This window comes from Granulicella sp. S190 (assembly GCF_009766095.1).
GTDB lineage: Bacteria > Acidobacteriota > Terriglobia > Terriglobales > Acidobacteriaceae > Edaphobacter.
Genome location: NZ_LMUD01000014.1, coordinates 367,461 through 390,349, shown reverse-complemented (window position 1 = coordinate 390,349; position 22,889 = coordinate 367,461). Strand labels below are relative to the sequence as shown.

The following is a 22,889-nucleotide window of genomic DNA, read 5'->3' as shown; positions in this document are numbered from 1 at the left end:
TGGTTGGGTTCTCGGCTAGCATCTTTTTATGAATTGGGAGACGATTTGTAACAGCCTGAGTTCGGAGGATCGCTTTTGTGCTCCAATCGAGGTCTCCGGGGTCGAGTATGATTCGCGACGTGTGGAATCTGGCGATGTATTTGTTGCCATGCGGGGCGAGTCAACTGATGGTAATCAGTACATAGAGACGGCCGTTACAAAGGGTGCGACTGCAGTAGTGACGGACTCTCGCGAAGCTTATGCGAAGTTGCGTCATGAGCATGCCAAAGTTGGTGCCGCTTTGGTGGAGCGAGGTCGGCGTGCTTTAGCGGAGGTGAGTTCGGCAGTGATGGGACATCCGGACCGCGAACTTGCGCTAAGTGCAGTAACCGGAACCAACGGTAAGACGACAACAGCTTTCCTGCTTGAGACGATACTTCGGAGTGTTCATCGGACGTGCGTGCTAATTGGGACGATTGAAACGCACGTGGGACTTGAGGTGCGTGTCTCACCCCATACGACTCCTGAATCTAGAGACATCTTGGAGATATTTGCAGCGGGTGTGAAGGTTGGAGCTACCGAAGCAGTGATGGAGATGTCCAGTCATGCGTTGGAGCAGGAGCGAGTATGGGGATTGTCGGTTGATGTGGCGATGTTCACGAATCTGACTCAGGACCATCTGGACTATCACGGCACGATGGAGAAGTATTTTGCGGCGAAGGCGAGATTGTTTAGTGGAGTCGGGAGTCCTCCTCCGAGAGTCGCGGTGATTAATGATGATGATTTTTGGGGTGGCAAACGATTAGCGCATAGTTCGTTGCAGTCGGAAGTGATGCGCTATGGTATGGACGGTGGCGATTATCGGTCTGAGGATGTGGTGCTGCGTGCAGGTGAGACGACATTTGTTTTTAAGACTCCAAACGGAGATGTGCCGATTCGGTCGCCGTTGACGGGAAGGGTGAATGTGTACAACCTGTTAGCGGCGTCCTGCGCGGCATTGGCGAGAGGATTGACGCTGGAAGAGGTTGTTGCGGGGGCTGCTTCGGGGAGTCAGGTGCCGGGACGTTTCGAGGTTGTGCCGTCGTCGCTTGGTTTTACGGTGGTGGTGGACTACGCGCACACGGATGACGCTCTGCGAAACCTGATTTCATTGGCGAGGGATTTGGTCAAAAAGCACGGCGGTAGGGTAATTACTTTGTTTGGTTGTGGTGGCGATAGGGATAAAACGAAGCGACCGCGGATGGGCAAGGCAGCTGGCGAGGGCAGCGACCTAGTGGTTCTCACGAGCGATAATCCTCGAAGCGAAGACCCGATGGTGATCATTCAAGATGCCTTGATTGGAGTACGAGAGACCGCAACGACCTTCATTGTTGAGGAAGATCGAGCTGGTGCGATCGAGATTGCGATTCGCGCAGCTCGCATTGGAGACATTGTTTTGATCGCAGGCAAAGGACATGAAAAGGTGCAGATTCTCAAGGGCGGGTCTATTCCGTTTGACGATGTGGCTATAGCTGCTGATGTTCTAAGGGGGACTGCGTGAAGCTTACATTGGGGCAGGTAGCAGATTGGATTCATGCGGATGGAGAATTCGATACATCAGTGGAGGCATTGGGGTACGGAATCGACTCGCGAACGATTGGTTCGGGTGAGTTGTTTTTTGCAGTTCGTGGCGAGCGGTTGGATGGTCACGACTATGTGTCTAGGGCTCTCGCGAATGGCGCTGTAGCTGCGGTGGTGAGCAATAGTTGGCTCGTGCCTTCTGATGTAGATGAGAGACGTCTATTGCAGGTGGCAGACTGCGAAGGCTGTGTCCTTCGGGCTCTCCAACAACTAGCACATGCTGTACGTCGACTATGGGGCGGAAGAGTGATTGGAGTTACCGGATCGGCTGGCAAGACGACCACCAAAGAGGCTATCGCTCAGGTTTTGGGTTCAAAGTTCAAAGTTCTGAAGTCAGCTGGGAATCTGAATAACGAATTTGGTGTGCCATTGCAGCTTTTGAAACTGGAAAGAGAACACGAAGTCGCGGTCATCGAGATGGGGATGAATCATGCAGGTGAGATCTCTGCTCTAGCGAAGATCGCTGAACCAGATTGGGCGATTGTTTCGAATGTGGCACCGGTGCACCTTGAATTTTTCCCAGAAGGAATAGTCGGAATTGCACGCGCTAAATATGAGTTAATTGAAGCGCTGCCGCAGGACGGTTTGGCTATCTTAAACTTTGATGATGCTTATGTAGCTGCATTTGGCCGCGGACTTGGGAGCCGAGCAGTGTTCTATGGATTAGGCGAGGGTGCCGGAGTCAGAGCCATCAACGTGACGGAGGTGGGCGCAGAAGGCGTGGTGTTTACGGTAGAGGCTCAAGGCATGCGGGCAAGTGTCCAGATGCGGATGCTCGGCCGGCACAATGTACCGAACGCACTCGCTGCCATTGCTGCAGGGCTGCAGAGCGGGATGGGGCTCGACGAATGTGCTGCGGCGGTGAGTGAGATGCGCGCCAGCGACAAACGGGGTGAGGTGCTGGCGTGGCGCGGGGCGCTGCTGATCAACGACTGCTACAACTCCAATCCCACAGCGTTAGATGCTATGGTGGATGCGCTGATGGCGATTCCGGCTGAACGACACGTTGTAATTTCAGGCGAGATGTTGGAGCTTGGTTCAGACGCAGCCGTGTTTCATGGTGCCTGCGGTTCGCGGATGGCAATGAGAGGGGTGGACTTTGTGCTCGGAGTCCGCGGGATGGCCGAAGCTCTTGTGGATGCTGCAAGAGCGGCAGGCGTTGACGGGGTATTTGTAGCGAGTCCCGAAGAGGCAGGCGAGTGGCTGGTTGCGAATGTACGTGCAGGAGACGTAGTGTTGTTGAAGGCATCTCGCGGTGTGCGATTAGAGAAAGCTTTGACGGTTCTTTCGGGAGTGTCGGAGTGAACGGCCCAGAAGATCAAGCATCGGAGTGAGGAAGCCTAATGAGACCCTACGGAGCGCAACTATGGCAGATAAGGGAAGTACACGTGTCAGGAAAGAATCTGGATCTGCGCTGAAGAAGCACGCAAAGAAATTAGTTAAAAACTCGACAAAAAAGCGCATAAAAAAGACTACGAAACATATTGGGGGAAAAGCTGTCGCGACGACGGTTATTTATGCCGCGGACCATGGCCTTATGACGGCGTTTCACCACATGCAACGAGCTTCTGTAGTGATTTCGCTGATGGAAAAAGGTACCGGAGAAGATCTGCGCGACTTACTGAATCGAGGCGTGAAGCTGTATCGCAAAGCCACGGAGGGTGAAGACGGCAATAAGTTTGTGCTGCGGGCGATCGGGGTTTTGCGTGCCGCGGAGCATCTTTCGCTGGCCGGTCTTTATGCGGCAAGGGATAAGCACAGGCAGAAGGTTGCGTCGCCACCACCGGCTTGGCTGGAGAAGTTTATTGCGGGAACAGATCACAGATTGGAGAAGATAGAGCACGCAGAGCGGGGTAAGGGAGCAGATCTCTTTCCGGTGACCGTTGAGTTACTGCGACAAGCCGAGGATTCGGATCACGATGCTCATCTGGCGTTTGAGCTTGCCATGGCCGCGGATGCACTCTGCTTTGCTCTTGAGAATGGGCTTTGATTGCGATGGCTCCCAGACCAAGTGGGATTCGGCTTGGTTCACACATGAGATAACCGAAGGTCTCAGGGCACGGTGCTGTTAAGATAGCCGTGACTCGCAACAAAACGGGCATAAGCTGCGGGTAAAAGACGGAGGCATTTTGCTCTATTGGTTGCTCTATCAGAAGCTGTTTCCTTATTTCCGGCTGTTTCGTATTTTTAGATACCTCACGTTTCGTACGGTGTTTGCCAGCCTTACGGCGCTTTTGATTGGTTTATTGATCGGGCCGTATGTCATCGAAAAGCTGCGCGAGTTTCAGATTGGCCAATATATTCGGGAGGAAGGGCCGCAATCGCATCAGAAGAAGAGTGGAACCCCAACGATGGGTGGGGTTCTGATCTGTATCTCGATTTTAGTGCCCACGCTCCTATGGTCAGATCTTTCGAATCCATATGTTTGGTTGGTGATGCTTTCCACCCTGGCATTTGGTGCGATCGGATTTGCGGATGACTATATCAAGGTGGTGCATCGCCGAAATCAGGGACTGACGGCACGAGCAAAGCTGGGATTCCAGTTCGTTGCGAGCGGTGGGGTAGCAGCGGCGCTGATTGTGATGGAGACGCGCGGCGGATATTCCACTCGGTTGATGGTGCCATTTGCAAAGCGGTTTCGGCCCGATCTGGTCTGGGAGTGGATGGGGCATATTCCACATATGCACTGGCTGGTCTTTGTGCCGTTTGCAGTATTTGTGATGATTGTGATCGCGGGTGCGAGCAATGCGGTGAATCTGACCGATGGACTTGACGGACTTGCAATCGGATGCACGATCATTGCGGCCGCTGCACTTACGGTGCTGACATACGTAAGCGGGCATGTGGTGTTTTCGGACTACCTGGAACTACAGAGGATGCCAATGGTCAGTGAGGTTACCGTCTTTTGCGGGTCCATGGTCGGTGCGAGCATAGGGTTCCTTTGGTACAACGCCCATCCGGCTGAGATCTTCATGGGGGATGTAGGAAGTCTTGCGTTGGGTGGAGCTATCGGTACGGTGGCGGTTGTCATCAAGCAAGAGCTGTTACTACCGTTTATTGGTGGCGTGTTTATTCTTGAGGCGCTGAGCGTCATGCTGCAGGTGGGAAGCTATAAGCTGAGAAACGGAAAACGAATCTTCAAGATGGCACCGCTTCATCACCATTTCGAGTTGATGGGCTGGTCTGAGTCAAAGGTGATTGCGCGATTCTGGATTCTGGCACTTGTTTTTGCATTGTTTGCGTTGACTACTTTGAAGCTGCGGTGAGAGTGTGTAGGCATGATGGATTTGAAGAACAAACGGGTGTTGGTGGTGGGGCTAGGGAAATCCGGTTTGTCGGCGGCAATGTTTCTGCGTGCGCAGGGGGCGCGCGTGACCGTGAGCGATACGCGAAGTGCCGTAGCGCTGGCGAAGGAAATTCCTGCATTACTTGAAGCGGGTATCATGGTCGAATCCGGCGGGCATGGGCTTCTGACGTTTCGGAGGCAGGATCTGATTGTGGTTTCGCCTGGCGTACCAATGGATACTCCTGAAGTGAAGCAGGTGGTGGCGTTCGGTTTGACGGTGATCGGAGAGTTGGAACTGGCGAGTCGCTATCTGAAGGGGCAGGTGGTGGCGATCACCGGGTCTAACGGCAAGACTACGACCACGACTCTCGTGGGGAAGATTCTGAGTGATGCGGGTGTATCGACTCAAGTCGGGGGGAATATTGGTCTGCCAGTGATCGATTTGGTAGCGAAGAGCACGCCGGAGACTGTGAACGTACTCGAAGTTTCGAGCTTTCAACTGGAGACTGTCGAGGAGTTTCATCCACAGATTGCTGTGATCCTCAACATCACACCGGACCATCTTGACCGACATGGGAGCTTTGAGAAGTATGTAGCGGCAAAGGAGCGGATCTTCGAGAAGCAGGGATCTGGAGACGCTCTCGTGTTGAACGGCGATGACCGAGTGACGCAGATGTGTGCGGCACAGGCTAAGAGCGAGGTGTTCTGGTTTAGTGGGACTAAGGCTACTAGGCGCGGTGCGTTTGTGCGGGATGGCGTGATTGTTTGGGTGGAGAAGGAGGGTGGAGCAACGGAGCCGATTATGCCGGTTTCGGAGGTGCATCTAAAGGGTGCGCACAATATCGAGAACGCGCTGGCAGCGGTATGTGCGACGCGGTTAGCGAAGGTTTCGGCGGAGAGTATTAGGGCTTCTGTGGCGAGCTTTACGGCAGTCGAGCATCGGTTGGAACTGGTACGGGAACTAAATGGCGTCGAGTTCTACAACGACTCGAAGGCTACGAACGTGGACGCGACGATGAAGGCTGTGTCTTCGTTCAGCAAGGGAATTCACCTGATCCTTGGGGGGAAAGATAAGGATTCGGACTATGGGTTGATGGCCGAGTTGCTGAAGGAGAGGGTGAAGGCTGTTTACACGATTGGTTCGGCTGCAGAAAAGATTGAGCGGCAGTTGCACGGAGTCGTGAAGATGGTGGCAGCGGGAACGATGCAAACTGCGGTGGCGGAGGCGGCGAAGGCTGCTGTGGCTGGCGATGTGGTGTTGCTTTCGCCGGCTTGCTCGAGCTTTGACCAGTTTGAGAACTATGAACATCGCGGCCGCGTGTTTCGGCAGTTGGTGAACGAACTAATTTAGCGAAGAAGTGGATGTGAGGCATGGCGAAGAGAGTTGGGGTGGACAAGTGGCTCTTCGGAGTGGTGCTGCTTCTGGTGCTGTTTGGGCTGGTGATGGTGTTTTCGGCGTCTGCGGTGATGGCTCAGTCGAGTCTGGGTTCTCCTTATCCTTATGTGATGAAGCAGGCGATCTGGGCAGTGCTGGGGTTGATCGCGCTGGTTGTCTTGATGCAGGTGGACTATCGGACCTATAACAATCCGAAGGTCGTGTTTCCTGCGGTTGCGGTGACGATGTTGATGTTGGTTGGCGTGTTTGCGATGAAGGACTCGCATGCGACGCATCGCTGGGTCCGGTTTGGAAACCTGTTTACGTTTCAGCCTTCGGAGTTAGCGAAGCCTGTGCTGGTGTTGTTCCTCGCTTACTTTTTGCAGACTCGAATCCATCAGATGGATGACTGGAAGGGGACGATTCTGCGGGCGGTGGCGGTACCCCTGGCGTTCACGGCTTTGATTTTGAAGGAGCCCGACCTTGGGACCGGCATGGTTTGCATGGCGGTGACGGCGTTGATGCTGTACCTGGCGGGGGCGAAGACCAAGTACTTTGCGGTAGGGGCTGCGTTTGCTGCTCCGGTGCTTTACTTCATGCTGTTTCACGTTGCGTTCCGACGGGCGCGGATGCTGGCGTTTGTGAATCCCGAGGCCGATCCTCGCGGGACTGGGTTTCACATTCTTCAGTCTTTGATCGCGGTGGGGACCGGGGGGATCCGAGGGTTGGGGTTGATGGAAGGGCGGCAGAAGTTGTTCTACCTGCCGGAGGTTCAGACCGACTTCATCTTTGCGAACATCTGTGAGGAGTTGGGGCTGATTGGTGCGCTTTTGGTGGTGGGGTTGTTTGTGGCGCTGGGGTACCGGGGGCTGCGAGCGGCGTTCCTCTCGACCGATCCGTTTGCGCGGTTCCTTGCGTTCGGGCTGACGACGGCTATCTTGATCCAAGCTTTTTTCAACATGAGCGTGGTGCTGGCGCTGCTTCCTACGAAGGGGATCCCTTTACCTTTCATCTCTTCTGGTGGAACTTCGATCTTTATTACGCTGGCCAGCATGGGTGTGCTGCTGAATATTACGCGCGAGATTGATTGAGTGGCGATGCGGGTTTTGATTGCTGGTGGTGGGACCGGGGGGCATGTGATTCCGGCATTGGCGATCGGGCGAGAGTTGCGCGATGCGCATGGGGCGGAGGTGCGGTTTGTGGGGACTGCGCGCGGCCTGGAGACTCGACTGGTCCCGGAGGCTGGGTTTCCCCTGGAGCTGATTCGGGTGGGGCAGCTGAAGAATGTCAGCGTCATGACCAAGCTGCGTACGGTGGCGGACCTGCCGCTGGGTATGGTGCGGTGCGTGGAGTTGGTGCGGAGCTTCAGGCCGGATGTGGTGGTTGGTGTTGGTGGGTACGCCTCCGGGCCAGCGATGATGGCGGCGATTTTGTTGAGAGTGCCTACGGTGGCGTATGAGCCGAATGCGGCTCCGGGGCTGGCGAATCGGCTCGTTGGCAAGCATGTCAAGGCAGCTGCGGTGAACTTTCCGGAGACTGCCGGGTACTTTCGCAACGCGGTGGTGACGGGGGTGCCGGTACGCGAGGCGATCTTTGCTGTGCCGGATAGGGCACTGGGCGCGGAGCCTCGCCTGTTGATTACGGCGGGGAGCAATGGGGCGAAGATCTTCAACGAGACGATGCCGCAGATTGCGGCGCGCCTGCTGGAACGGGTGCCGGGGCTGACGATCGTGCACCAGTCGGGCGAGAAGGCTTTGCCGGCGACTGCAGAGGCGTACAGGAACGCGGGCGTCGATGAGGGTCGAGTCAAGGTGACTGCCTTTCTGAGTGATATGCCGGAGCAGTATGCTGCTGCCGACCTGGTGCTGGCGCGGGCAGGCAGCACGGTGGCCGAACTGGCTGCAGCGGGCAAGCCTGCGCTGCTGGTGCCTCTGCCGACTGCAGCCGACGACCACCAGCGGAAGAATGCTGAACTGGTGGTGAAGGGTGGTGGTGCGGAGATGCTGTTGCAGGCTGAACTGACGCCGGAGGTTCTGCTGGAGCGTTTGACCGGACTGCTGACGGACGGAGAGCGGTTGCGGACGATGAGTGCTGCGGCGCGTGCGATGGGTAAGCCGGGTGCGCTCGAGAAGATTGGGCAGATGGTTGCCGGGATTGCTGGGAAGCAGCGCTGAATGGCTGCTTTACTTCGATGATGTGATTGTTATTTCGTCCTCTCCTTTCTGGAGATACCCCCTCCCCCCTCTGGAGTATTTTGTGCCGAAGTCTATTATTTTGTTTGATTTAGCGGGGGTGGTTGCCGCCAAAATATTGCATTCAAAAGACTTAGCTGCAAAATATTCAAAACAGGTGGGTTATGGGTTTAAACGACAAACCCCGGCTGCTTGCCAGGGTCGATGAGGGAGTTCTGCATTAATTATAGAGGGCAGCTTGTAATTGGTGCGCCATGCGATTGTGCAGGATTGGCGAGGGTTTTCGGGCTTCCGAGTCTTGACAGCTTTTCGGCAACTTGCGAGAGAAATGCAACGATAGCTGGAGATTTTTCAGCGGCGCAACGACAACACAAACCAAAACAGACAACGGTGAAATACGGGGGTCTCTCCACTGCGCAACTCACGATGGGACTGTGAGCTGCTTCGGTCGAGATGACGATTCTTTGGGGCTGGGGGAAACATGACGATTATTTGGGGGCTGGGGAAACGATAAAAGCGAAAGCAAAGCAGCAGCAAAAGCAGCAGAAAAAGCAGCCGAGCAGACCGTCGCAGACTCATGCACTACGCTGCGAGATCACAAACCAAAACAGACAACGGCGAAATACGGGGGTCTCTCCGCTGCGCAGCTCACGATGGGGCTGTGAGCTGCTTCGGTCGAGATGACGATTCTTTGGGTTTGGGAGAGAGAAAGGGCTGAGGATTGCTCCTCAGCCCTTTTCTTTTCTGGTCGATTGTTTCGGTTTAGCGGTGACCGCCTCCGCCGCCTCCGTGTGAGCCGCCTCCTCCGCCACCACCACCGTGGAAGCCTCCGCCTCCTCCGCCGCTGTAGCTGCCACCGCCGTGTGATCCGCCGTAGTTGCCTCCGCCTGAGGAGGCGCGTGGGGCACTGGCGTAGCTGCCGTGGCTTTGTGCGGGTTGCGCGTAGCTACGGGACGCTCCGCTGTAGGCGCTGCCTCCACTGAAAGAGCGACCTGCATTCGCGTTGTAGTTGGCTGCTCCTCCGCTGTAGGCGCGACCTGCGTTGGCGTTGTAGCTACCGCCGTTGTAGGAGCGAGCTGCGTTGTTGCCACCGTAGTTGGCGCGGGCTACGTTGGAGTTGCCGAAGCCGCCGGTGTTGGTGCGGCCAGCGTTGGAGTTACCGTAGCCTCCGTTGGTGCGGCCAACGTTGGACTGAGCGAAGCTGCGACCGTTGATGTTGGATCCACGGGCGCCGGAGAAGCTGTTACCGCGATAGCCGCCGCCGTTGACGCGGCTGAAGCTCGCTCCACCGGGGCGACCGGAGTATCCGTTATAGGAGCGGTTGTAGAAGTTGCCTCCGCGAAAGCCGCGGCCGATGTTGCAGTAGGCGCGGTTGTAGAAGAAGCGACCGCCGCCCCAGTATCCGCCGTAGAAGCCTATGCCGAAGTAGCCGAAGCCGTAGTTAATGCCGCCGTAGTAGCCGACGTAGGGACCCCAGTATCCGGCGTTCCAGTAGTAGCCATCGTCGTTGTCGCCCCAGTAGCCGGGGGTCCAAAGGGCTCCCGTGTAAGGAGCCTGAACCCATGCGCCTTGAACCCACTGGTAGCCATCAGCGGTCCAGGCCCAGTAGCCGGGGGTCCATATATCGCCGTCTGCTGGAGCCGGGGGCTGCGCGTAGTCAGGGATAGCGGGGGGGGCCTGTTCAATGCCCTGCGGCTGGCCGGGCTGAGGTGCGCCGTACTGCTGCTGACCACCGTATTGTTGCGGAGCACCGTTCTGGTCGGGAGCGCCGTACTGCTGGCCGTACTGTTGCGGGGGAGCGGTGTTGTCCTGCTGCTGGGCCATGTACTGGGGATCCTGCTGGGCCTGCAGTGCTGCGGGCGCACCGTATTGGTCGTTGGGGTTGTAGGGCTGGATCTGAACCTGGGCCATAAGAGGCACAGACAGAGCGAAGCCAGCGAGAGTGATGGCACCGACGGAGTTTCTGAAGAGGCGGGCGAACGTCATGGCGTTACCTTCCTGCTCAGCCTTCGTTTATCCGGTGGTGCATACGTGCGGCGGACTTCGCGGAGAGCAAGGACGAGTTCCAGCCCGGCGGAGCGGTCCCGGGTCAAGTGCTCAGTTGATTAGACACGAATTTATTCCCTTTGTTGCTAAATGATTGATGGGCGCGATTCGTTTGGTTTGATGCCAATGGTTGTACCAGTTTGGGCGATTTTTGGTTGTTTAGTGGGTGCCTGGAGTGTTGACGAAGAGGCTTTTGGGGCACATAACGTGGACGCCGCTCTTGGTGTCGACGAGCTGGGTGATGTCGACGTCGCACGAGGTGGAGATGAGGGCGTAGGCTTCGTCGCGGGTGAGATGGGGGTGATCCGGATTTTGTTCGGAGAGGAAGGTGATCATGTTCCGAACGGCCATCTCGGTGGCGGTCTTGAGGTCTTCGTCGAAGCCCATGGCGATGTAGTGAGTAGGGGTTTCGCCGCGAGGCCAGAGCAGGTGTTGATCTTTATGCACGATGAACTGGAAGGTGCCGGTGAGCTGGGTTTCGAGGGCGGTGATGTCGACTTCGCCGTTGCCTTGACCGGCGTGGCCGTCACCAGCTTCGAAGTTGGCGCCTTTGGAGTTGACAGGGATGTAGAGGGTTGTGCCGGCGACCATCTCCTTGTTGTCGATGTTGCCGGCGTGCATCCAGGGTGGGGCGGAGTTGTACTTGCCGGCGGACTCGGGTGGGGCGATGCCCATGCTGCCGAAGAAGGGGTGGAGATGGATGTCGATGCCGGGGGCAAAGTGGCCGATCATCTTTTCGCGGTCGAGGGGGATGATGCGGGTGCGGCTGTAGGGGAAGTCGTTGGGGAGGAAGCCGCGGCCGGCGCCGAAGCCATTGCAGGCCCAGGGGACGTCGATGGTGATCTTTTGGATGCGGACTTCGAGGACGTCGCCGGGCTCGGCTTCGGTGATGGCGACGGGGCCGGTGAGAATGTGGCCGCCGGGACCTTTTTCGCTGGCGGGGACCTTGGTGTAGATGTCGTCGACGTAGGCTGGGATGTCGGATGCGGCGACGCCGAGGGATTTGAGGCGGTCGGGCGAGCCACAGGTGGAGAGGGTCTGGATGGTGACGGTGTCGCCGGAGTGGACGGTGAGGGCTGGAGTGGCTTTGGCGGAGTAGAAGCCCCAGGCGACGGTGGTGGGGGTGGCGAGGAGGGTGTGGTTTTGCTGCGCGATTGCAGGGAGGGTGAGGAGTGCAGCGGCGCAGAGGGCGGCGGAGCGGGTGAGGTTGGTGGGCATGATCTTTTATATATCACGATTTTTTAGAGATGATGTCCTGCCGGACGGGCCCACTGCGCTTGCCACCCCACAAACGAAGACCTGTTTGTGGGGACCCCGATTCGCGCGGTCACTTCGTGACTTTTGTACCTTGTGTTCGTGATGCTATTGATGTGCTCCTTCCGTTGGTCGGATGGGAGGTGGGAACGCTGGTAATCTGAAGAATCAGCGCTCGATTTTGAAAGTTGAGATTACGAAGCATGTTTGTGCCTGGACACTTTTTGTTTGCGCCGTCGCAGCGGATTCACTTTATCGGGATCGGCGGCATCGGGATGAGCGGGATCGCAGAGATTCTGCTGACGATGGGGTACTCGGTTTCGGGGAGCGATCTGAAGCGGAGTGCGGTGACGGATCGGCTGCTGGGGATGGGCGCGCGGATCTTTGAAGGGCATACGGCGAGCAATGCCGCAGCGAGCGATGTGGTGGTGACGAGTTCGGCTGTGGCGAAGGACAATCCTGAGGTGGTGGAGGCGAGGGAGCGGAAGATTCCGGTGATTCAGCGGGCGGAGATGCTGGCGGAGTTGATGCGGCTGAAGTACGGGATAGCCGTGGCCGGGATGCATGGGAAGACGACGACGACCTCGATGATTGCAGCGGTGCTGGCTGGGGGTGGGTTGGATCCTACGGTGGTGGTGGGTGGGAGGGTGAATGCGCTGGGGTCGAATGCGCGGCTGGGGAACTCGCAGTATTTGGTGGCTGAGGCGGATGAGAGCGACCGAAGCTTTTTGAAGCTGTCGCCGGTGCTGGCGGTGGTGACGAATCTCGATCGCGAGCATATGGATTGCTATCGCGATATGGAGGATGTTGAGGGAGCGTTTGTCGAGTTTATGGATAAGCTGCCGTTTTATGGAGCGACTACGGCGTGTGTCGATAATGCGCTGCTGCGGACGGTGCTGCCCCGGGTGAGGCGGAAGGTCTACACGTATGGAGAGAGTGCGGATGCGGACTTTCGCGTGGAGATGCTGCCGAAGGATGAGGCTTGCCACTCGTGCTTTGCGGTGAACTACAAGGGACTGGTGCTGGGGAAGTTTCGGTTGCATGTTCCGGGGAGGCATAATGTGCTGAATGCGGCGGCGGCGGTGGCGGTTGGGGTGCAATTGGGTGTGGCCCCGGACCAGATTGCTGCAGGGCTGGAGACGTTTCGCGGGGTGGATCGGCGGTTTCAGATTAAGGGTGAGGTGCGCGGCGTGACGGTGGTGGATGACTATGGGCATCATCCGACGGAGATTCTAGCTACGCTGCGGACGGCGAAGGATTGTGGATACTCGCGGGTGCATGTGCTGTTTCAGCCGCACCGGTACTCGCGGACGCGGGATCTGATGGCGGAGTTTGCCGGGGCGTTTCATGATGCGGATACGGTCGAGGTGCTGGATATCTATGCAGCGAGCGAGGCGCCGATTGAGGGGATCGATGCGCAGGTGCTGGTGAAGGCGATTCGCGCCAGCGGTGGGCCGGGGGTGGAGTATGCGGCTTCGGTGGCGGAGGGTGTTAGGGCAGTGGCGCGTGAGGCGAAGGCGGGGGATGTGATTTTGACGCTGGGGGCCGGGAGTGTCTCCCAGGCAGGCGCGGCGCTGCTGGAGGCGCTGGGGACCAATGGGTGAGTTCCTGAAAGGGTACGTGCCTAAGATGGTGGATTTTAACGGAGGGTGCGCGGGTTATGCTCAGGGTGGCGATTCTCGCGGCCTTGCTCAGGCGTGCGACAAAGCGATGCGGTTTCGAGGGGTGGAACAACGGTGCTAGAAGCGCCTGAGAAGAACTATGCCTCAGAGACCCGACGTTCGAGGGGGCCTCAACGAGTGACGACTGTCCCTGATCGAAAGCTGCGTCGCGATTTGAGCGAAGACTTCGCAGATCTGCCGTGGGAGGATGACGCTCCCGTAGGGAGGCGTAAGGCGGGGGTGAGGGTACGGTTTCGCGGAGTACCTGCGACGAAGTGGGGCAGGGTTGCCGCGGGATGTGGGCTGGTTGTGCTGCTGGGAATACTCGCCGGAGCGTTCCTGATGGTGAGGAGTTTTCTGTTGCATGACGAGCGGTTTGTGATTCCATCGTCTTCTTCGATTGAGTTCGAGGGCAATGCGCATGTGACGCGGGCGCAGTTGCTGAGCGTCTTTGGCGAGGATGTGGAGCGGAATATTTTTACGGTGTCGCTGGCGCAGAGGCGTGCGGAGTTGGAGAGCCTGCCGTGGGTCGGGCATGCGACGGTGATGCGGCTGCTGCCGAACCGGATGCGGGTTTCGATTGTGGAGAGAACCCCGGTCGCTTTTGTGCGGCAGGGAAATCGTATCGGGCTGGTGGACGCCAACGGGGTCTTGCTGGATATGCCGGTGGAGACGAAGCCGAACGGACAGTATTCGTTTCCGGTGGTGACGGGGATCTCCGCGGATGAGCCGCTTTCGACACGTGCTGCGCGGATGAAGATCTATGAGCGTTTTACGACGGAGTTGGATGGTTCGGGAGAGAAGATCTCGCAGGAATTGAGCGAGGTCGATCTATCGAATCCAGAAGATGTGAAGGCGTTGATTCCGGATAAGTCAACCGAGATCCAGGTTCACTTTGGCGACGTGGATTTTCTCGATCGGTATAAACGATTTGAAGAGCATCTGCCGGAGTGGCGGACAATTTATCCGAAGCTATCGTCGGTGGATATGAGGTATGAGCGACAGGTTGTGCTGGAGATGCAGGCTGGCTCAGGCGTTCCTGTCACTTCTTCTACGAACGGCGCTGCGGTGATGGCAGCAGATTCGAAGGTTACTGCGCAAGCGGCTGTGGATGCGGGGGGCGACGAGGCCAAGCCTGCAGTAAAGCCTGTGGCGAAGACTCCTGTGAAGCCTGGAGCGAGACATGGGGCGACGGTGAAGGGGAGACCCGCGACGAAGACTCCTGCTCGTGGAAGCACCAAGAGTGCGGCGATGAAAGCGAAGAAGGCGGCTCCGAAGGCCAAGCATGTTGTCGTTGTGAAGCCCCATCCGGTGGTTGGTAAGCCGTCGGCCAGCTCGACGCAGTATCATCCTTCGCAGGCGGTTCAACCATGAATCAGAAGCAGGACAATCTGATTACCGTGCTCGACGCGGGAAGCACGAAGAGTTGTGTGCTGGTGGCGGAGCTGCTGGACGGCGTGTTGCGCTATCGCGGACATGGCGTAGAGCCTTCGCGTGGGATGCGCAAGGGTTTGATTGCGGAGCTGGGGCCGGCGGCGGAGGCGATCAACCGCGCGGCGTTGACTGCGGAGCGAGTCGCGAAGGCCGGAATTGAAACAGCGATTGTGGGGATTGGCGGGACACATGTACGCGGGGTGAACTCTCGCGGCGGCATCAGCATGGGCAGCCGGATGCGGGAGATTACGCGGGAGGAGGTTCGCGCGGCGGTGGACAGGGCGCGTTCAGTGGCGTTGCCGCCCGACCGTGAGGTGCTGCACCTGCTGCCGCAGGAGTTCATTCTCGACGACCAGCCGGGGATTCATGATCCGGTGGGGATGGTGGGGAACAGGCTTGAGGTGAATCTGCATCTTTCGACTTGCTCGGGCGGTGTGGCGCAGAGCGTGATTACGTGTGCGAACCGCGCGGGCTTAGAGGTGCAGGATACGGTGTACGAAGGCATAGCCGCGGCTGAGGCGGTGTTGAGCGCAGATGAGCGGGAGCTGGGCGTGTGCATCGCCGATATCGGCTCGAGCACGACGGAGCTGGCGGTATTCTTTGAAGGATCGATTGCGCATACCGCCGTACTGCCGATTGGCGGAGACCACTTTACGAACGACCTTGCGGTTGGTCTGCATGTGACGGTGGAGGAAGCGGAGTATCTGAAGAAGCTGTACGGGCATTGCGTGGTGACGGCTGTGCCGCAGTTGAATGAGATTGAAGTGGGCGGGAATCTGGCATTCTCCGGAGGCCAGCCGGCGCGTATGGTGCGCCAGAGATTTCTTGCAGAGATACTGGAGCCGCGTGCGCGTGAGTTGTTTACGATGCTGCGGGATAACCTGCGGCAGGGTGGAGTGCTGGAGGCTCTGGGCGCGGGCTGCGTGGTGACAGGAGGCGGCGCGAATATGGCGGGGCTGCTGGATAACGCGGAGAGTCTGCTGCGGGTTCCGGCACGGATTGGCTATCCTGTTCCGCTGTCGAGGATGCCGCCTGAGCTGGCTGTGCCGGAGTATGCGGCGGCGATTGGAATGCTGCTTTATACGCACCGCACGCAGGTTCGGCGAGCGAGCGAAGAGCAGGGGCTGCGAGCGAAGTTGAAGGCGATCTTCGCTGGAAGCTTCTAGGACGGGGCCAGCTTTTTTCGGGCAGGTCGCAGGGCTCTTCAAAAAAAAATAATTATTTCGATTTTCCTCTAGCCAGATTTTGTATTTAACGTTATGGTTAATTAACTTGATGGTTAAATAGGTTATGACAGACGAGATGACATCGACGTTTGCTGCACTGGCCGATCCCACGAGGCGGGCGATTCTTGCGCGGCTTGCTCTTGGGGAGACTTCGGTTACCGAGATTGCCGCCCCGTTCGAGATGAGCATGCCGGCGATCTCGCGGCACTTGAAGGTTCTGGAGAAGGCGGGTTTGATCTCGCGAGGGCGCGAGGCGCAGTGGCGGCCGTGCAAGCTGGAGGTTGAGCCGCTGAGGCAGGCGGCGGACTGGCTGGATGAGTACCGGCGGTTCTGGGAGCAGAGCTTCGATCGGCTGGATGAGTACCTGAAGACGTTGCAGGCGAAAGAGAAGAAGCAGGCGCCGAAGAACGGTAAGAGGGCTAAGGCGAAGACGAAGTTGAGATGAGGATTATCGGGCCCGCGCAGACGAGATGAGATGAGGAGAGGGACCAGATATGCGGAGATTGAGCGTGTTCAATCATGTGTCGCTGGACGGATATTTTGTCGGAGCGAACGGCGACTTCAGTTGGGCTCATAACGGCAATGACGATCCGGAGTATGCGGAGTTTGTTGCGGGGAATGCGGGTGGTGCCGGTCAGATGTTGTTCGGTAGAGTGACCTACGAACTGATGGCGAGGTATTGGCCATCGCCTATGGCCGATCAGCATAATCCTGCGGTTGCCAAGGGGATGAATCGCATGGCAAAGGTCGTGTTTTCCAGGAGTCTTGCAGAGGCTGCGTGGAGCGACACGACGTTGGTGAGGGGCGAGCTTGTCTCCGAGGTTTGCAAGATGAAGGAGCAGCAGGGGCCGGACATGGTGATTCTTGGCAGCGGCAGTATCGTGTCGCAGCTGGCGCCGGAGAAGCTGATCGATGAGTACCAGATGATGATCGATCCGGTAGCGCTGGGTAAAGGGCGAACGATGTTCGAGGGGATGACAGAGAAGCTGACATTGAAGCTGGTGAAGACGAGAGTCTTCAAGAACGGAAAGATTCTGGTTACCTACGAGGCGACGTGAGAAGGAAGGCTGACGATAGATTTCACAACAGATTGAACGACAAAACTAAAGACGAGGAGATGCGGGATGACGGTTGATACGAAAGTAGAGATGAAAGGGAGCACCGCAGAGCGGGAGATCGTTCTGACGAGAGTGTTCGATGCGCCGCGCGCTATGGTCTGGGAGGCGTGGACCGATCCGAAACAGGTTGCGTTGTGGTGGGGGCCGAAGGGCTTTACGACGACGATTGAAGTGATGGATGTGAGGCCGGGCGGTGTGTGGAAGCACGTGATGCATGGGCCCGATGGCACCGATTATCCGAACGAGAGCGTGTTTTTAGAGGTAGTGCCGCGCGAGTTGCTGGTGTACACGTTGACCGGCGGTAGAGCAGGCGGGCCAGTGGTGAACATTGTAAAGACCGCGACCTTTGAAGAGGTGGCGGGCGGTACGCGGGTGACGATGCGTCATGTGTTTGCTTCGGCTGAGGCGCGTGACGAGAATGTGCGTGACTACGGATCGATTGAGGGCGGGAAGCAGACGCTGGAGCGGCTGGCGGGTTATCTGTCGGAGCGGCTCGCGGCGAACAAACAAGGAGGAGTGCGATGAGTACTGTAACTGTATCTCCGAAGGCGAGGACTCAGAACGAGCTTTGGATTACGCGGGTGTTCGATGCGCCACGAGAGTTGGTGTGGAAAGCATGGACCGACCCTGAACATATGGCGCAGTGGTTCGGACCCCGCCTGTTTGAGGCCCGAAATCTGACCGCAGACGTTCGGCCGGGCGGTAAGTGGCGAAACTGTTTGCACAGTGACGGATTCACCGATACCGCTGGTCAGTGGCGGACGGCAGACCTGTGGCAGGGTGGCGAGTATCTGGAACTGGTTGAGCCTGAGAGGCTTGTCTTCACGTTTCATTGGGAAGAGGGCAGCGGACTTCCAGAGCATGACACCGTGATTACGATCACGCTGGCGGAGAGCGATGGAAAGACGACGATGAACTTCCACCAGACTTTCTTCGTAACTGAAGAAGACCGGGACGGGCATGGGAAGGGATGGAACAGCAGCTTCGATAAGCTGGAGGATTTTTTGGCGAGGTGAACTATGGTGTTTGGAGCTGGCGTGATGGAGGCGGGGCTGCTGGAGGTCTGTCTGACACGAAGAGTGGCGGCCTCGCCGGATGTGGTGTTCGCGGCGTGGATCAAGAAGGAGCACCTTGCGAAGTGGTGGGGGCCGAAGGGCTTCACTACCCTGATGTGCGAGGTCGATGCTCGTATCGGCGGTGCAATGATGATCGAGATGTGTTCGCCGGATGGAGTGGTTTGTCCGATGACCGGTCGATTTGTGACGATCGATCGGCCGCACAGGCTGGTCTTTGTGACGGCGGCGATTGACGGTGCGGGGACGCCGATGTTCGAAGTACTGAATACGGTGATTTTTACGGAAGCACGTGGCGGAACGGAGATCTCGCTGGTTGCGCGAGTGATCAAGACGACGCCTGCAGCGCCGCCTTACCTTTCGGGAATGACAGAGGGGTGGTGTCAGAGCCTCGACCGGCTGACTGATCAGCTGGCGTGGCTTTAGTTGGGTGCGGCAAGGTTGATGAAAGAGAGAGTGTGGGTTGCGTCAGGGTCGTCGATGGGAGTGAAGCCGAGTCTTTCGTAGAGACGAGCGGCATTGGCATTCTCTGCGCGCAGGCGTACGTGGCGGAAGTTCTTTCGAGCTTCTTCGATGAGGGCGGAGACAAGCGCGCGGCCGACTCCCTGGTTGCGCCATGCGGAGCGGACGTAGACGCGGCGGATACGGCCTGTGTGTGATTCGGCGGTGAAGGGGTCGAGGGTGAGTCCGCCGACTGCGACGAGTTGATCGTGGTGGAGATGACCGCAGAGGATTTCGCCGGGAGCTTCGAAGCGATTGGCTCCGCTGGCCCACTCTTCGACCAGAGTGTCGATGAAGTCGTAGCCACTTTGTTTCGCTTCCGCGTGGAGTTCTTCCAGGCCTGCTATGGGCAGCTCGATTTGTTGAATCAGGATCATGGTTTGTTGTAGAGCGAAGTTAGCTCTTAACCTGCTTTGCGATGCGCTCGATGGCGTGGTGGGCGGAGAGGACTGCGCCTTCCTGCCAGGCGACGAGATGAGAGAGGTAGTCGCCGGCGAAGTAGGTCTTGCCCTCCGGTTTTTCAAGCTGTTTGTAGGCCGGGTCACTGCTGGCGACAAAGTTGTTTGCAAGGCAGCCGAGTGAGTATGGGATTTTTGCCCATGCGACGTAGATTGGTTTGGTGAGCAGGTGCGAGCGGCCCGGGTGAAGGAGTTCTACGGCCTGACGGGAGGCTTCGAACTTTGCTTCGATGGTGGGGAGTGCGCCGAAAGCAGAGAGCTCGCCGGTTGTAGTGCCGCCTACGCCGCCTACGATCTTCTGCTCGGAGTTGAAGCCAGCGACGAGGACGCCAGTGGGGGAGAAGAGTTTGTCGGTGGGGTACCAGACGAGGTCGACCTTGTCTTTGAGGAAGGAGATGCCGCCGTAGATGTTGTTCTCTTTCTCCCAGAAGCGTGGAGACTCCCAGGCGATTTTATAGAGCGGGACCATGGGCATGCCTGTGAATGCCTGCTGTGCTTCGGGAGAGAAGTTGTTTTTGGTTTTGGCGAGGATTGGTAGGGGTAGGGTGCAGATGCAGAAGTCGGCAGTGATGGTTTGGGTGGTGCCGGATTTGGTGTAGGCGACGGTGACGCTTTGGGCGGAGGTGGTGATCTCGGTGACGGGACACTCGTAGTGGATCATGTCGCCGAGTGATTTTGCGAAGCCGTAGGCGATGCGATCCATGCCGCCGACGGGCTGGAACATGGTGGCCTGCCAGTCGATCTGTTCCTCGTAGAACTCGCCGGTGGTCATGTCGGCGGCGAGGAGTTCGGAGAAGTTGAGCGGTTTGTGTAGAACGGAGTTGACGGGGCCTGCACCGGGGCCAGTGATGAAACCTGCGCGAGGTGTGCCGGTGTAACGTCCCTCTTTGTTCAGGTCGCCGAAGTTCCGAAGGAATTCGAGGAGACGGGCAGTTTCTTCTTTGGAGAGCTCGTCGTCGAGGGTGTGTTTGTTGATGGCTTTGGAGAGGAGTTCGGCGAGATAGCCGCGGGTGTCGTGGACGACCTGGCGCTGCTGGACGGGGTCGCCATGGTTGAGCTTGGGAGACTGCATGAGAGCGGAGCGGGAGCTGTTGACTTCAACTTCGAGGCGAACGCCGAGCTCCTGACAGTAGCCAAGAATGTGGGTGTGAATGGAGGGGATGCGCGCGGGGCCGGCGTTGAGATAGCCGCCGTCCTGCCACTCGCAGTTTTGGATGGTGCCGTCGGTGAATTCGACTTTGGTGCCGTCGCGGACGGTCCAGTTGCGTCCGCCGGGGCGGTTTCGGGCTTCGAGGATGGTGCAGTCGAAGCCTGCTTTGCGTAGTTCGTAGGCGGCGGTCATGCCGGCGATGCCTCCGCCGAGGATGATGACTTTCTTGCCTTTGCCGAAGTCGGCGGCAAGAGTTGGAATCGGAGACTGGCCGACGGCGGGCATGAGGCCTAGTGCCTGCATGGTGGCGAATGCGGCGGAGTATCCGCCTATCTGGGCGATGCGTTGGAGGAAGACACGTCGGGTCAGGCTCATTGCGATGGCTCCGATGGACTTTGAATTGTGAGGGACTGTTTTAGTGTGGGGTGCGAAGAAGATCTTTGCAAGGAGAAAGTCGTACTGACTGCAGGGAAACGAAAGTGTAACGAAGGGCGAAGACTCATCACACCAAAAGTGGTGCAGCTATGCGGGATTTGGAACCATGCGTGGTACGGGCGGTGGAAAACGAGGGTCGTGCGTTTGGCGCGGAGATGGGAGAATTGAAACACCTTAAGGAGTACTGCCGCTATGTCCAATCTGCCAGACGATCTTCGTATCCACTATCACGATGAGATACCGCACGGTGCGCGGATTAAAGTCATCGGCGTGGGTGGCGGTGGCAACAATGCGGTGAATCGCATGATTGCGGCGAATGTGGTCGGCGTGGAGTTTATTGCGGCGAATACAGATGTGCAGGCGCTGCAGGTGTCGAATGCGCCGGTGAAGCTGCAGCTTGGGGTGAAGCTGACGAGCGGACTGGGTGCGGGCGCGAATCCGGATGTGGGTCGGCGGGCGGCGCTGGAGGATTCGGACAAGATCATCGAGGCGCTCGAGGGCGCGGACATGGTGTTCGTTACGGCTGGGCTGGGCGGAGGTACGGGGACTGGCGCTGCTCCGGTGATTGCGAGCCTCGCGAGCGAGATGGGAGCGTTGACGGTGGCGGTGGTGACGCGGCCGTTTGCGTTCGAGGGCAAGCGACGGATGCAGCAGGCGGAGCGCGGTATGCAGGAGCTGCTGGAGTCGGTCGATACTGTGATCGTGATTCCGAATGAGAAGCTGCTGGCAGTGGCGAAGGACGCGGGATTCTTTGAGAGCTTCCGGATTGCAGACGATGTATTGCGGCAGGGTGTGCAGGGGATCTCGGACATTATTACGATTCCTGGCGTGATCAACCGTGACTTCGCCGACGTGAAGACGACGATGGCGGGGATGGGCTATGCGGTGATGGGAACGGGCGTGCGGTCGGGCGCGAATCGTGCGGTTGAGGCTGCGATGGCCGCGATGGCTTCGCCTCTGCTGGAGGCCGGAGCGATCGATGGGGCGCGGGGAATTCTGATCAACATTACGGGTTCGAGCAGTTTGAAGCTGAGCGAGGTGAATGAGGCTTCGAGCATCATTCAGAATGCGGCGCATGAGGATGCGAATATCATCTTCGGTGCGGTGCAGGACGAGTCGATGGGTGATGAGGTAAAGATCACCGTCATTGCGACGGGATTCAAGCAGCAGGAGATGCCGCAGCGGCGGGAGCGGATGCTGGCTGAGGCGACGCTGCCAACGATGCGGTATGACGTGCCGATTCAGCCGCGTGTCGTGACTCCGCGGGCGGGTACGACGCGGTTTGCGAGCGAGATGGAGACGAGGCCTGAGGCTGCGAAGCCGGAGCGCGAGTCTCATGAGATAAAAGAGCCGGTGGTGAAGAGAGAGGGTGGCAGCGCGGAGTTGATTCCGGTACCGGCTTCGGTCTTCGATGACGACTTTTTCCGAACACCCGCGGGGCGCGCTGAGAGAGCCGCTGAAGCAGATCGCGCGGAGGCTGAGCCGACGGATCGGGCGCGAGAGGCGACTCACTTTTCTGCGTTATTGCACGTCCAACAGGAACATGTCCGTGCTGCGGCGGGAGATGGCGCGGAGTCGTCGGCACGTGTTCCGGCGTCGGGAAGCGCAACGGTGGTGCCTACTGGGCAAGCGGAGTCGGATGAGCTTGATATACCAGCGTTTCTGCGTCGCGGGAACTAGTGGTACAACTGATTTCGGGTGGAGTAGCACAAATGGGGAACTGTGCTGCCGCGACATATGCTGTTAAATGAGTGTTCTATTAGATGAATTCTGGATCGATGGCAGTTCGATTGCAGTCAAATCAATAAGAGGGATCGCCTGTGTCGAGATCATTGAAGGTTTTAGGCGCACTTCTCTTCGGCCTTGTTCTTGGAGCTGGGGGGAGAGCGAACGCAACAACGACGGCAGTGGCTAAGACGAAGCGACACTCAGCCGGGACGGCCCGGGTGTCGACATCGGTGAAAGCGCGTGCCGGGGTCTCCCATGCTAGATCTGCGGGTGCGACATCTCATGCTGTTGCAGGGGCACGAGTTGCGGGTCATCGCCATGGGGCTCGACCGACGTTGGCAGTGCGACGGACA

The 22,889-nt window shown here is 58.0% G+C and carries 21 protein-coding genes; 17 read left to right on the top strand and 4 right to left on the bottom strand.

Features of this window, described 5'->3' with window-relative positions; translation table 11 throughout:
* Positions 1-28: 28 nt before the first annotated feature.
* From GSQ94_RS08095 to GSQ94_RS08060, 8 genes are all read left to right on the top strand, one after another.
* The gene (locus GSQ94_RS08095; protein ID WP_158943055.1) at positions 29-1,519 is read left to right on the top strand and encodes a UDP-N-acetylmuramoyl-L-alanyl-D-glutamate--2,6-diaminopimelate ligase; all 1,491 of its coding nucleotides are present in this window, start codon (positions 29-31) and stop codon (positions 1,517-1,519) included.
* Positions 1,516-2,904, top strand: coding sequence for a UDP-N-acetylmuramoyl-tripeptide--D-alanyl-D-alanine ligase (murF, locus tag GSQ94_RS08090; RefSeq protein ID WP_158943054.1), 1,389 nt, complete (start codon positions 1,516-1,518; stop codon positions 2,902-2,904). Before GSQ94_RS08095 ends, murF begins: the two co-directional genes overlap by 4 nt.
* A 61-nt stretch (positions 2,905-2,965) precedes the next feature.
* Positions 2,966-3,589: a hypothetical protein gene (locus tag GSQ94_RS08085; protein WP_158943053.1), complete on the top strand. Its 624-nt coding sequence runs from the start codon at positions 2,966-2,968 to the stop codon at positions 3,587-3,589.
* A gap of 139 nt (positions 3,590-3,728) precedes the next feature.
* Positions 3,729-4,865 carry a phospho-N-acetylmuramoyl-pentapeptide-transferase gene (gene mraY / locus GSQ94_RS08080; RefSeq protein ID WP_158943052.1) on the top strand — a complete coding sequence of 379 codons (1,137 nt, stop codon included), beginning with the start codon at positions 3,729-3,731 and terminating at the stop codon, positions 4,863-4,865.
* A gap of 15 nt (positions 4,866-4,880) precedes the next feature.
* Positions 4,881-6,236 (top strand): UDP-N-acetylmuramoyl-L-alanine--D-glutamate ligase, encoded by a 1,356-nt coding sequence (gene murD, locus GSQ94_RS08075; protein WP_158943299.1) that lies wholly within the window; start codon positions 4,881-4,883, stop codon positions 6,234-6,236.
* Between the two features lie 20 nt (positions 6,237-6,256).
* A complete protein-coding gene (gene ftsW / locus GSQ94_RS08070; RefSeq protein ID WP_158943051.1) occupies positions 6,257-7,351 on the top strand; it encodes a putative lipid II flippase FtsW in 1,095 nt (364 codons plus the stop codon).
* A 6-nt stretch (positions 7,352-7,357) separates the two neighbouring features.
* The gene (gene murG / locus GSQ94_RS08065; RefSeq protein ID WP_158943050.1) at positions 7,358-8,434 is read left to right on the top strand and encodes an undecaprenyldiphospho-muramoylpentapeptide beta-N-acetylglucosaminyltransferase; all 1,077 of its coding nucleotides are present in this window, start codon (positions 7,358-7,360) and stop codon (positions 8,432-8,434) included.
* An 82-nt stretch (positions 8,435-8,516) separates the two neighbouring features.
* Positions 8,517-8,660, top strand: coding sequence for a hypothetical protein (locus GSQ94_RS08060; RefSeq protein WP_158943049.1), 144 nt, complete (start codon positions 8,517-8,519; stop codon positions 8,658-8,660).
* Positions 8,661-9,214: 554 nt separating this feature from the next.
* Here GSQ94_RS08060 and GSQ94_RS21710 read toward each other — a convergent pair.
* Positions 9,215-10,438, bottom strand: coding sequence for a colicin transporter (locus GSQ94_RS21710; RefSeq protein WP_305794715.1), 1,224 nt, complete (start codon positions 10,436-10,438; stop codon positions 9,215-9,217).
* 219 nt (positions 10,439-10,657) lie between these two features.
* A complete protein-coding gene (locus GSQ94_RS08050) occupies positions 10,658-11,716 on the bottom strand; it encodes an acetamidase/formamidase family protein (protein WP_158943048.1) in 1,059 nt (352 codons plus the stop codon).
* A 239-nt stretch (positions 11,717-11,955) separates the two neighbouring features.
* Between GSQ94_RS08050 and murC the strand changes: the two genes are divergently transcribed.
* The 8 genes from murC (at position 11,956) to GSQ94_RS08010 (ending at position 18,690) form a co-directional block, all read left to right on the top strand.
* Positions 11,956-13,356 carry a UDP-N-acetylmuramate--L-alanine ligase gene (murC, locus tag GSQ94_RS08045; RefSeq protein WP_158943047.1) on the top strand — a complete coding sequence of 467 codons (1,401 nt, stop codon included), beginning with the start codon at positions 11,956-11,958 and terminating at the stop codon, positions 13,354-13,356.
* A gap of 195 nt (positions 13,357-13,551) precedes the next feature.
* The gene (locus GSQ94_RS08040; RefSeq protein WP_158943046.1) at positions 13,552-14,787 is read left to right on the top strand and encodes a cell division protein FtsQ/DivIB; all 1,236 of its coding nucleotides are present in this window, start codon (positions 13,552-13,554) and stop codon (positions 14,785-14,787) included.
* The gene (gene ftsA, locus GSQ94_RS08035; protein WP_158943045.1) at positions 14,784-16,013 is read left to right on the top strand and encodes a cell division protein FtsA; all 1,230 of its coding nucleotides are present in this window, start codon (positions 14,784-14,786) and stop codon (positions 16,011-16,013) included. The genes GSQ94_RS08040 and ftsA overlap by 4 nt, the downstream gene beginning before the upstream one ends.
* A 136-nt stretch (positions 16,014-16,149) precedes the next feature.
* Positions 16,150-16,518: a helix-turn-helix transcriptional regulator gene (locus GSQ94_RS08030; protein WP_254063729.1), complete on the top strand. Its 369-nt coding sequence runs from the start codon at positions 16,150-16,152 to the stop codon at positions 16,516-16,518.
* 49 nt (positions 16,519-16,567) lie between these two features.
* Positions 16,568-17,131, top strand: a complete 564-nt coding sequence (locus tag GSQ94_RS08025) for a dihydrofolate reductase family protein (protein ID WP_158943043.1) — start codon at positions 16,568-16,570, stop codon at positions 17,129-17,131.
* A 66-nt stretch (positions 17,132-17,197) separates the two neighbouring features.
* The gene (locus GSQ94_RS08020) at positions 17,198-17,716 is read left to right on the top strand and encodes an SRPBCC family protein (RefSeq protein ID WP_216843047.1); all 519 of its coding nucleotides are present in this window, start codon (positions 17,198-17,200) and stop codon (positions 17,714-17,716) included.
* Positions 17,713-18,207 carry an SRPBCC domain-containing protein gene (locus GSQ94_RS08015; RefSeq protein WP_158943042.1) on the top strand — a complete coding sequence of 165 codons (495 nt, stop codon included), beginning with the start codon at positions 17,713-17,715 and terminating at the stop codon, positions 18,205-18,207. The genes GSQ94_RS08020 and GSQ94_RS08015 overlap by 4 nt, the downstream gene beginning before the upstream one ends.
* A gap of 3 nt (positions 18,208-18,210) precedes the next feature.
* Complete coding sequence (locus GSQ94_RS08010) at positions 18,211-18,690, top strand: SRPBCC domain-containing protein (RefSeq protein WP_158943041.1); 480 nt, start codon at positions 18,211-18,213, stop codon at positions 18,688-18,690.
* On the opposite strand, the gene GSQ94_RS08005 is transcribed toward GSQ94_RS08010, so the two are convergent.
* Both GSQ94_RS08005 and GSQ94_RS08000 read right to left on the bottom strand, forming a co-directional pair.
* The gene (locus GSQ94_RS08005) at positions 18,687-19,142 is read right to left on the bottom strand and encodes a GNAT family N-acetyltransferase (RefSeq protein ID WP_158943040.1); all 456 of its coding nucleotides are present in this window, start codon (positions 19,140-19,142) and stop codon (positions 18,687-18,689) included. The two genes, GSQ94_RS08010 and GSQ94_RS08005, sit on opposite strands and share 4 nt — an antisense overlap.
* 19 nt (positions 19,143-19,161) lie before the next feature.
* Positions 19,162-20,748, bottom strand: coding sequence for an FAD-dependent oxidoreductase (locus GSQ94_RS08000; RefSeq protein ID WP_158943039.1), 1,587 nt, complete (start codon positions 20,746-20,748; stop codon positions 19,162-19,164).
* A gap of 252 nt (positions 20,749-21,000) precedes the next feature.
* Between GSQ94_RS08000 and ftsZ the strand changes: the two genes are divergently transcribed.
* Complete coding sequence (gene ftsZ / locus GSQ94_RS07995) at positions 21,001-22,488, top strand: cell division protein FtsZ (RefSeq protein WP_158943038.1); 1,488 nt, start codon at positions 21,001-21,003, stop codon at positions 22,486-22,488.
* The last annotated feature ends 401 nt before the right edge of the window (positions 22,489-22,889 follow it).

Excerpts from the sequence above, each read along its gene's own strand:
- GSQ94_RS08095 (WP_158943055.1), top strand. The coding sequence starts at position 29 with ATGAATTGGGAGACGATTTGTAACAGCCTGAGTTCGGAGGATCGCTTT.
- GSQ94_RS08085 (WP_158943053.1), top strand. The coding sequence starts at position 2,966 with ATGGCAGATAAGGGAAGTACACGTGTCAGGAAAGAATCTGGATCTGCG.
- murD (WP_158943299.1), top strand. The coding sequence starts at position 4,881 with ATGGATTTGAAGAACAAACGGGTGTTGGTGGTGGGGCTAGGGAAATCC.
- ftsW (WP_158943051.1), top strand. The coding sequence starts at position 6,257 with ATGGCGAAGAGAGTTGGGGTGGACAAGTGGCTCTTCGGAGTGGTGCTG.
- murG (WP_158943050.1), top strand. The coding sequence starts at position 7,358 with ATGCGGGTTTTGATTGCTGGTGGTGGGACCGGGGGGCATGTGATTCCG.
- GSQ94_RS21710 (WP_305794715.1), bottom strand. The coding sequence starts at position 10,438 with ATGACGTTCGCCCGCCTCTTCAGAAACTCCGTCGGTGCCATCACTCTC.
- GSQ94_RS08050 (WP_158943048.1), bottom strand. The coding sequence starts at position 11,716 with ATGCCCACCAACCTCACCCGCTCCGCCGCCCTCTGCGCCGCTGCACTC.
- murC (WP_158943047.1), top strand. The coding sequence starts at position 11,956 with ATGTTTGTGCCTGGACACTTTTTGTTTGCGCCGTCGCAGCGGATTCAC.
- ftsA (WP_158943045.1), top strand. The coding sequence starts at position 14,784 with ATGAATCAGAAGCAGGACAATCTGATTACCGTGCTCGACGCGGGAAGC.
- GSQ94_RS08030 (WP_254063729.1), top strand. The coding sequence starts at position 16,150 with ATGACATCGACGTTTGCTGCACTGGCCGATCCCACGAGGCGGGCGATT.
- GSQ94_RS08025 (WP_158943043.1), top strand. The coding sequence starts at position 16,568 with ATGCGGAGATTGAGCGTGTTCAATCATGTGTCGCTGGACGGATATTTT.
- GSQ94_RS08020 (WP_216843047.1), top strand. The coding sequence starts at position 17,198 with ATGACGGTTGATACGAAAGTAGAGATGAAAGGGAGCACCGCAGAGCGG.
- GSQ94_RS08015 (WP_158943042.1), top strand. The coding sequence starts at position 17,713 with ATGAGTACTGTAACTGTATCTCCGAAGGCGAGGACTCAGAACGAGCTT.
- GSQ94_RS08010 (WP_158943041.1), top strand. The coding sequence starts at position 18,211 with ATGGTGTTTGGAGCTGGCGTGATGGAGGCGGGGCTGCTGGAGGTCTGT.
- GSQ94_RS08005 (WP_158943040.1), bottom strand. The coding sequence starts at position 19,142 with ATGATCCTGATTCAACAAATCGAGCTGCCCATAGCAGGCCTGGAAGAA.
- GSQ94_RS08000 (WP_158943039.1), bottom strand. The coding sequence starts at position 20,748 with ATGAGCCTGACCCGACGTGTCTTCCTCCAACGCATCGCCCAGATAGGC.
- ftsZ (WP_158943038.1), top strand. The coding sequence starts at position 21,001 with ATGTCCAATCTGCCAGACGATCTTCGTATCCACTATCACGATGAGATA.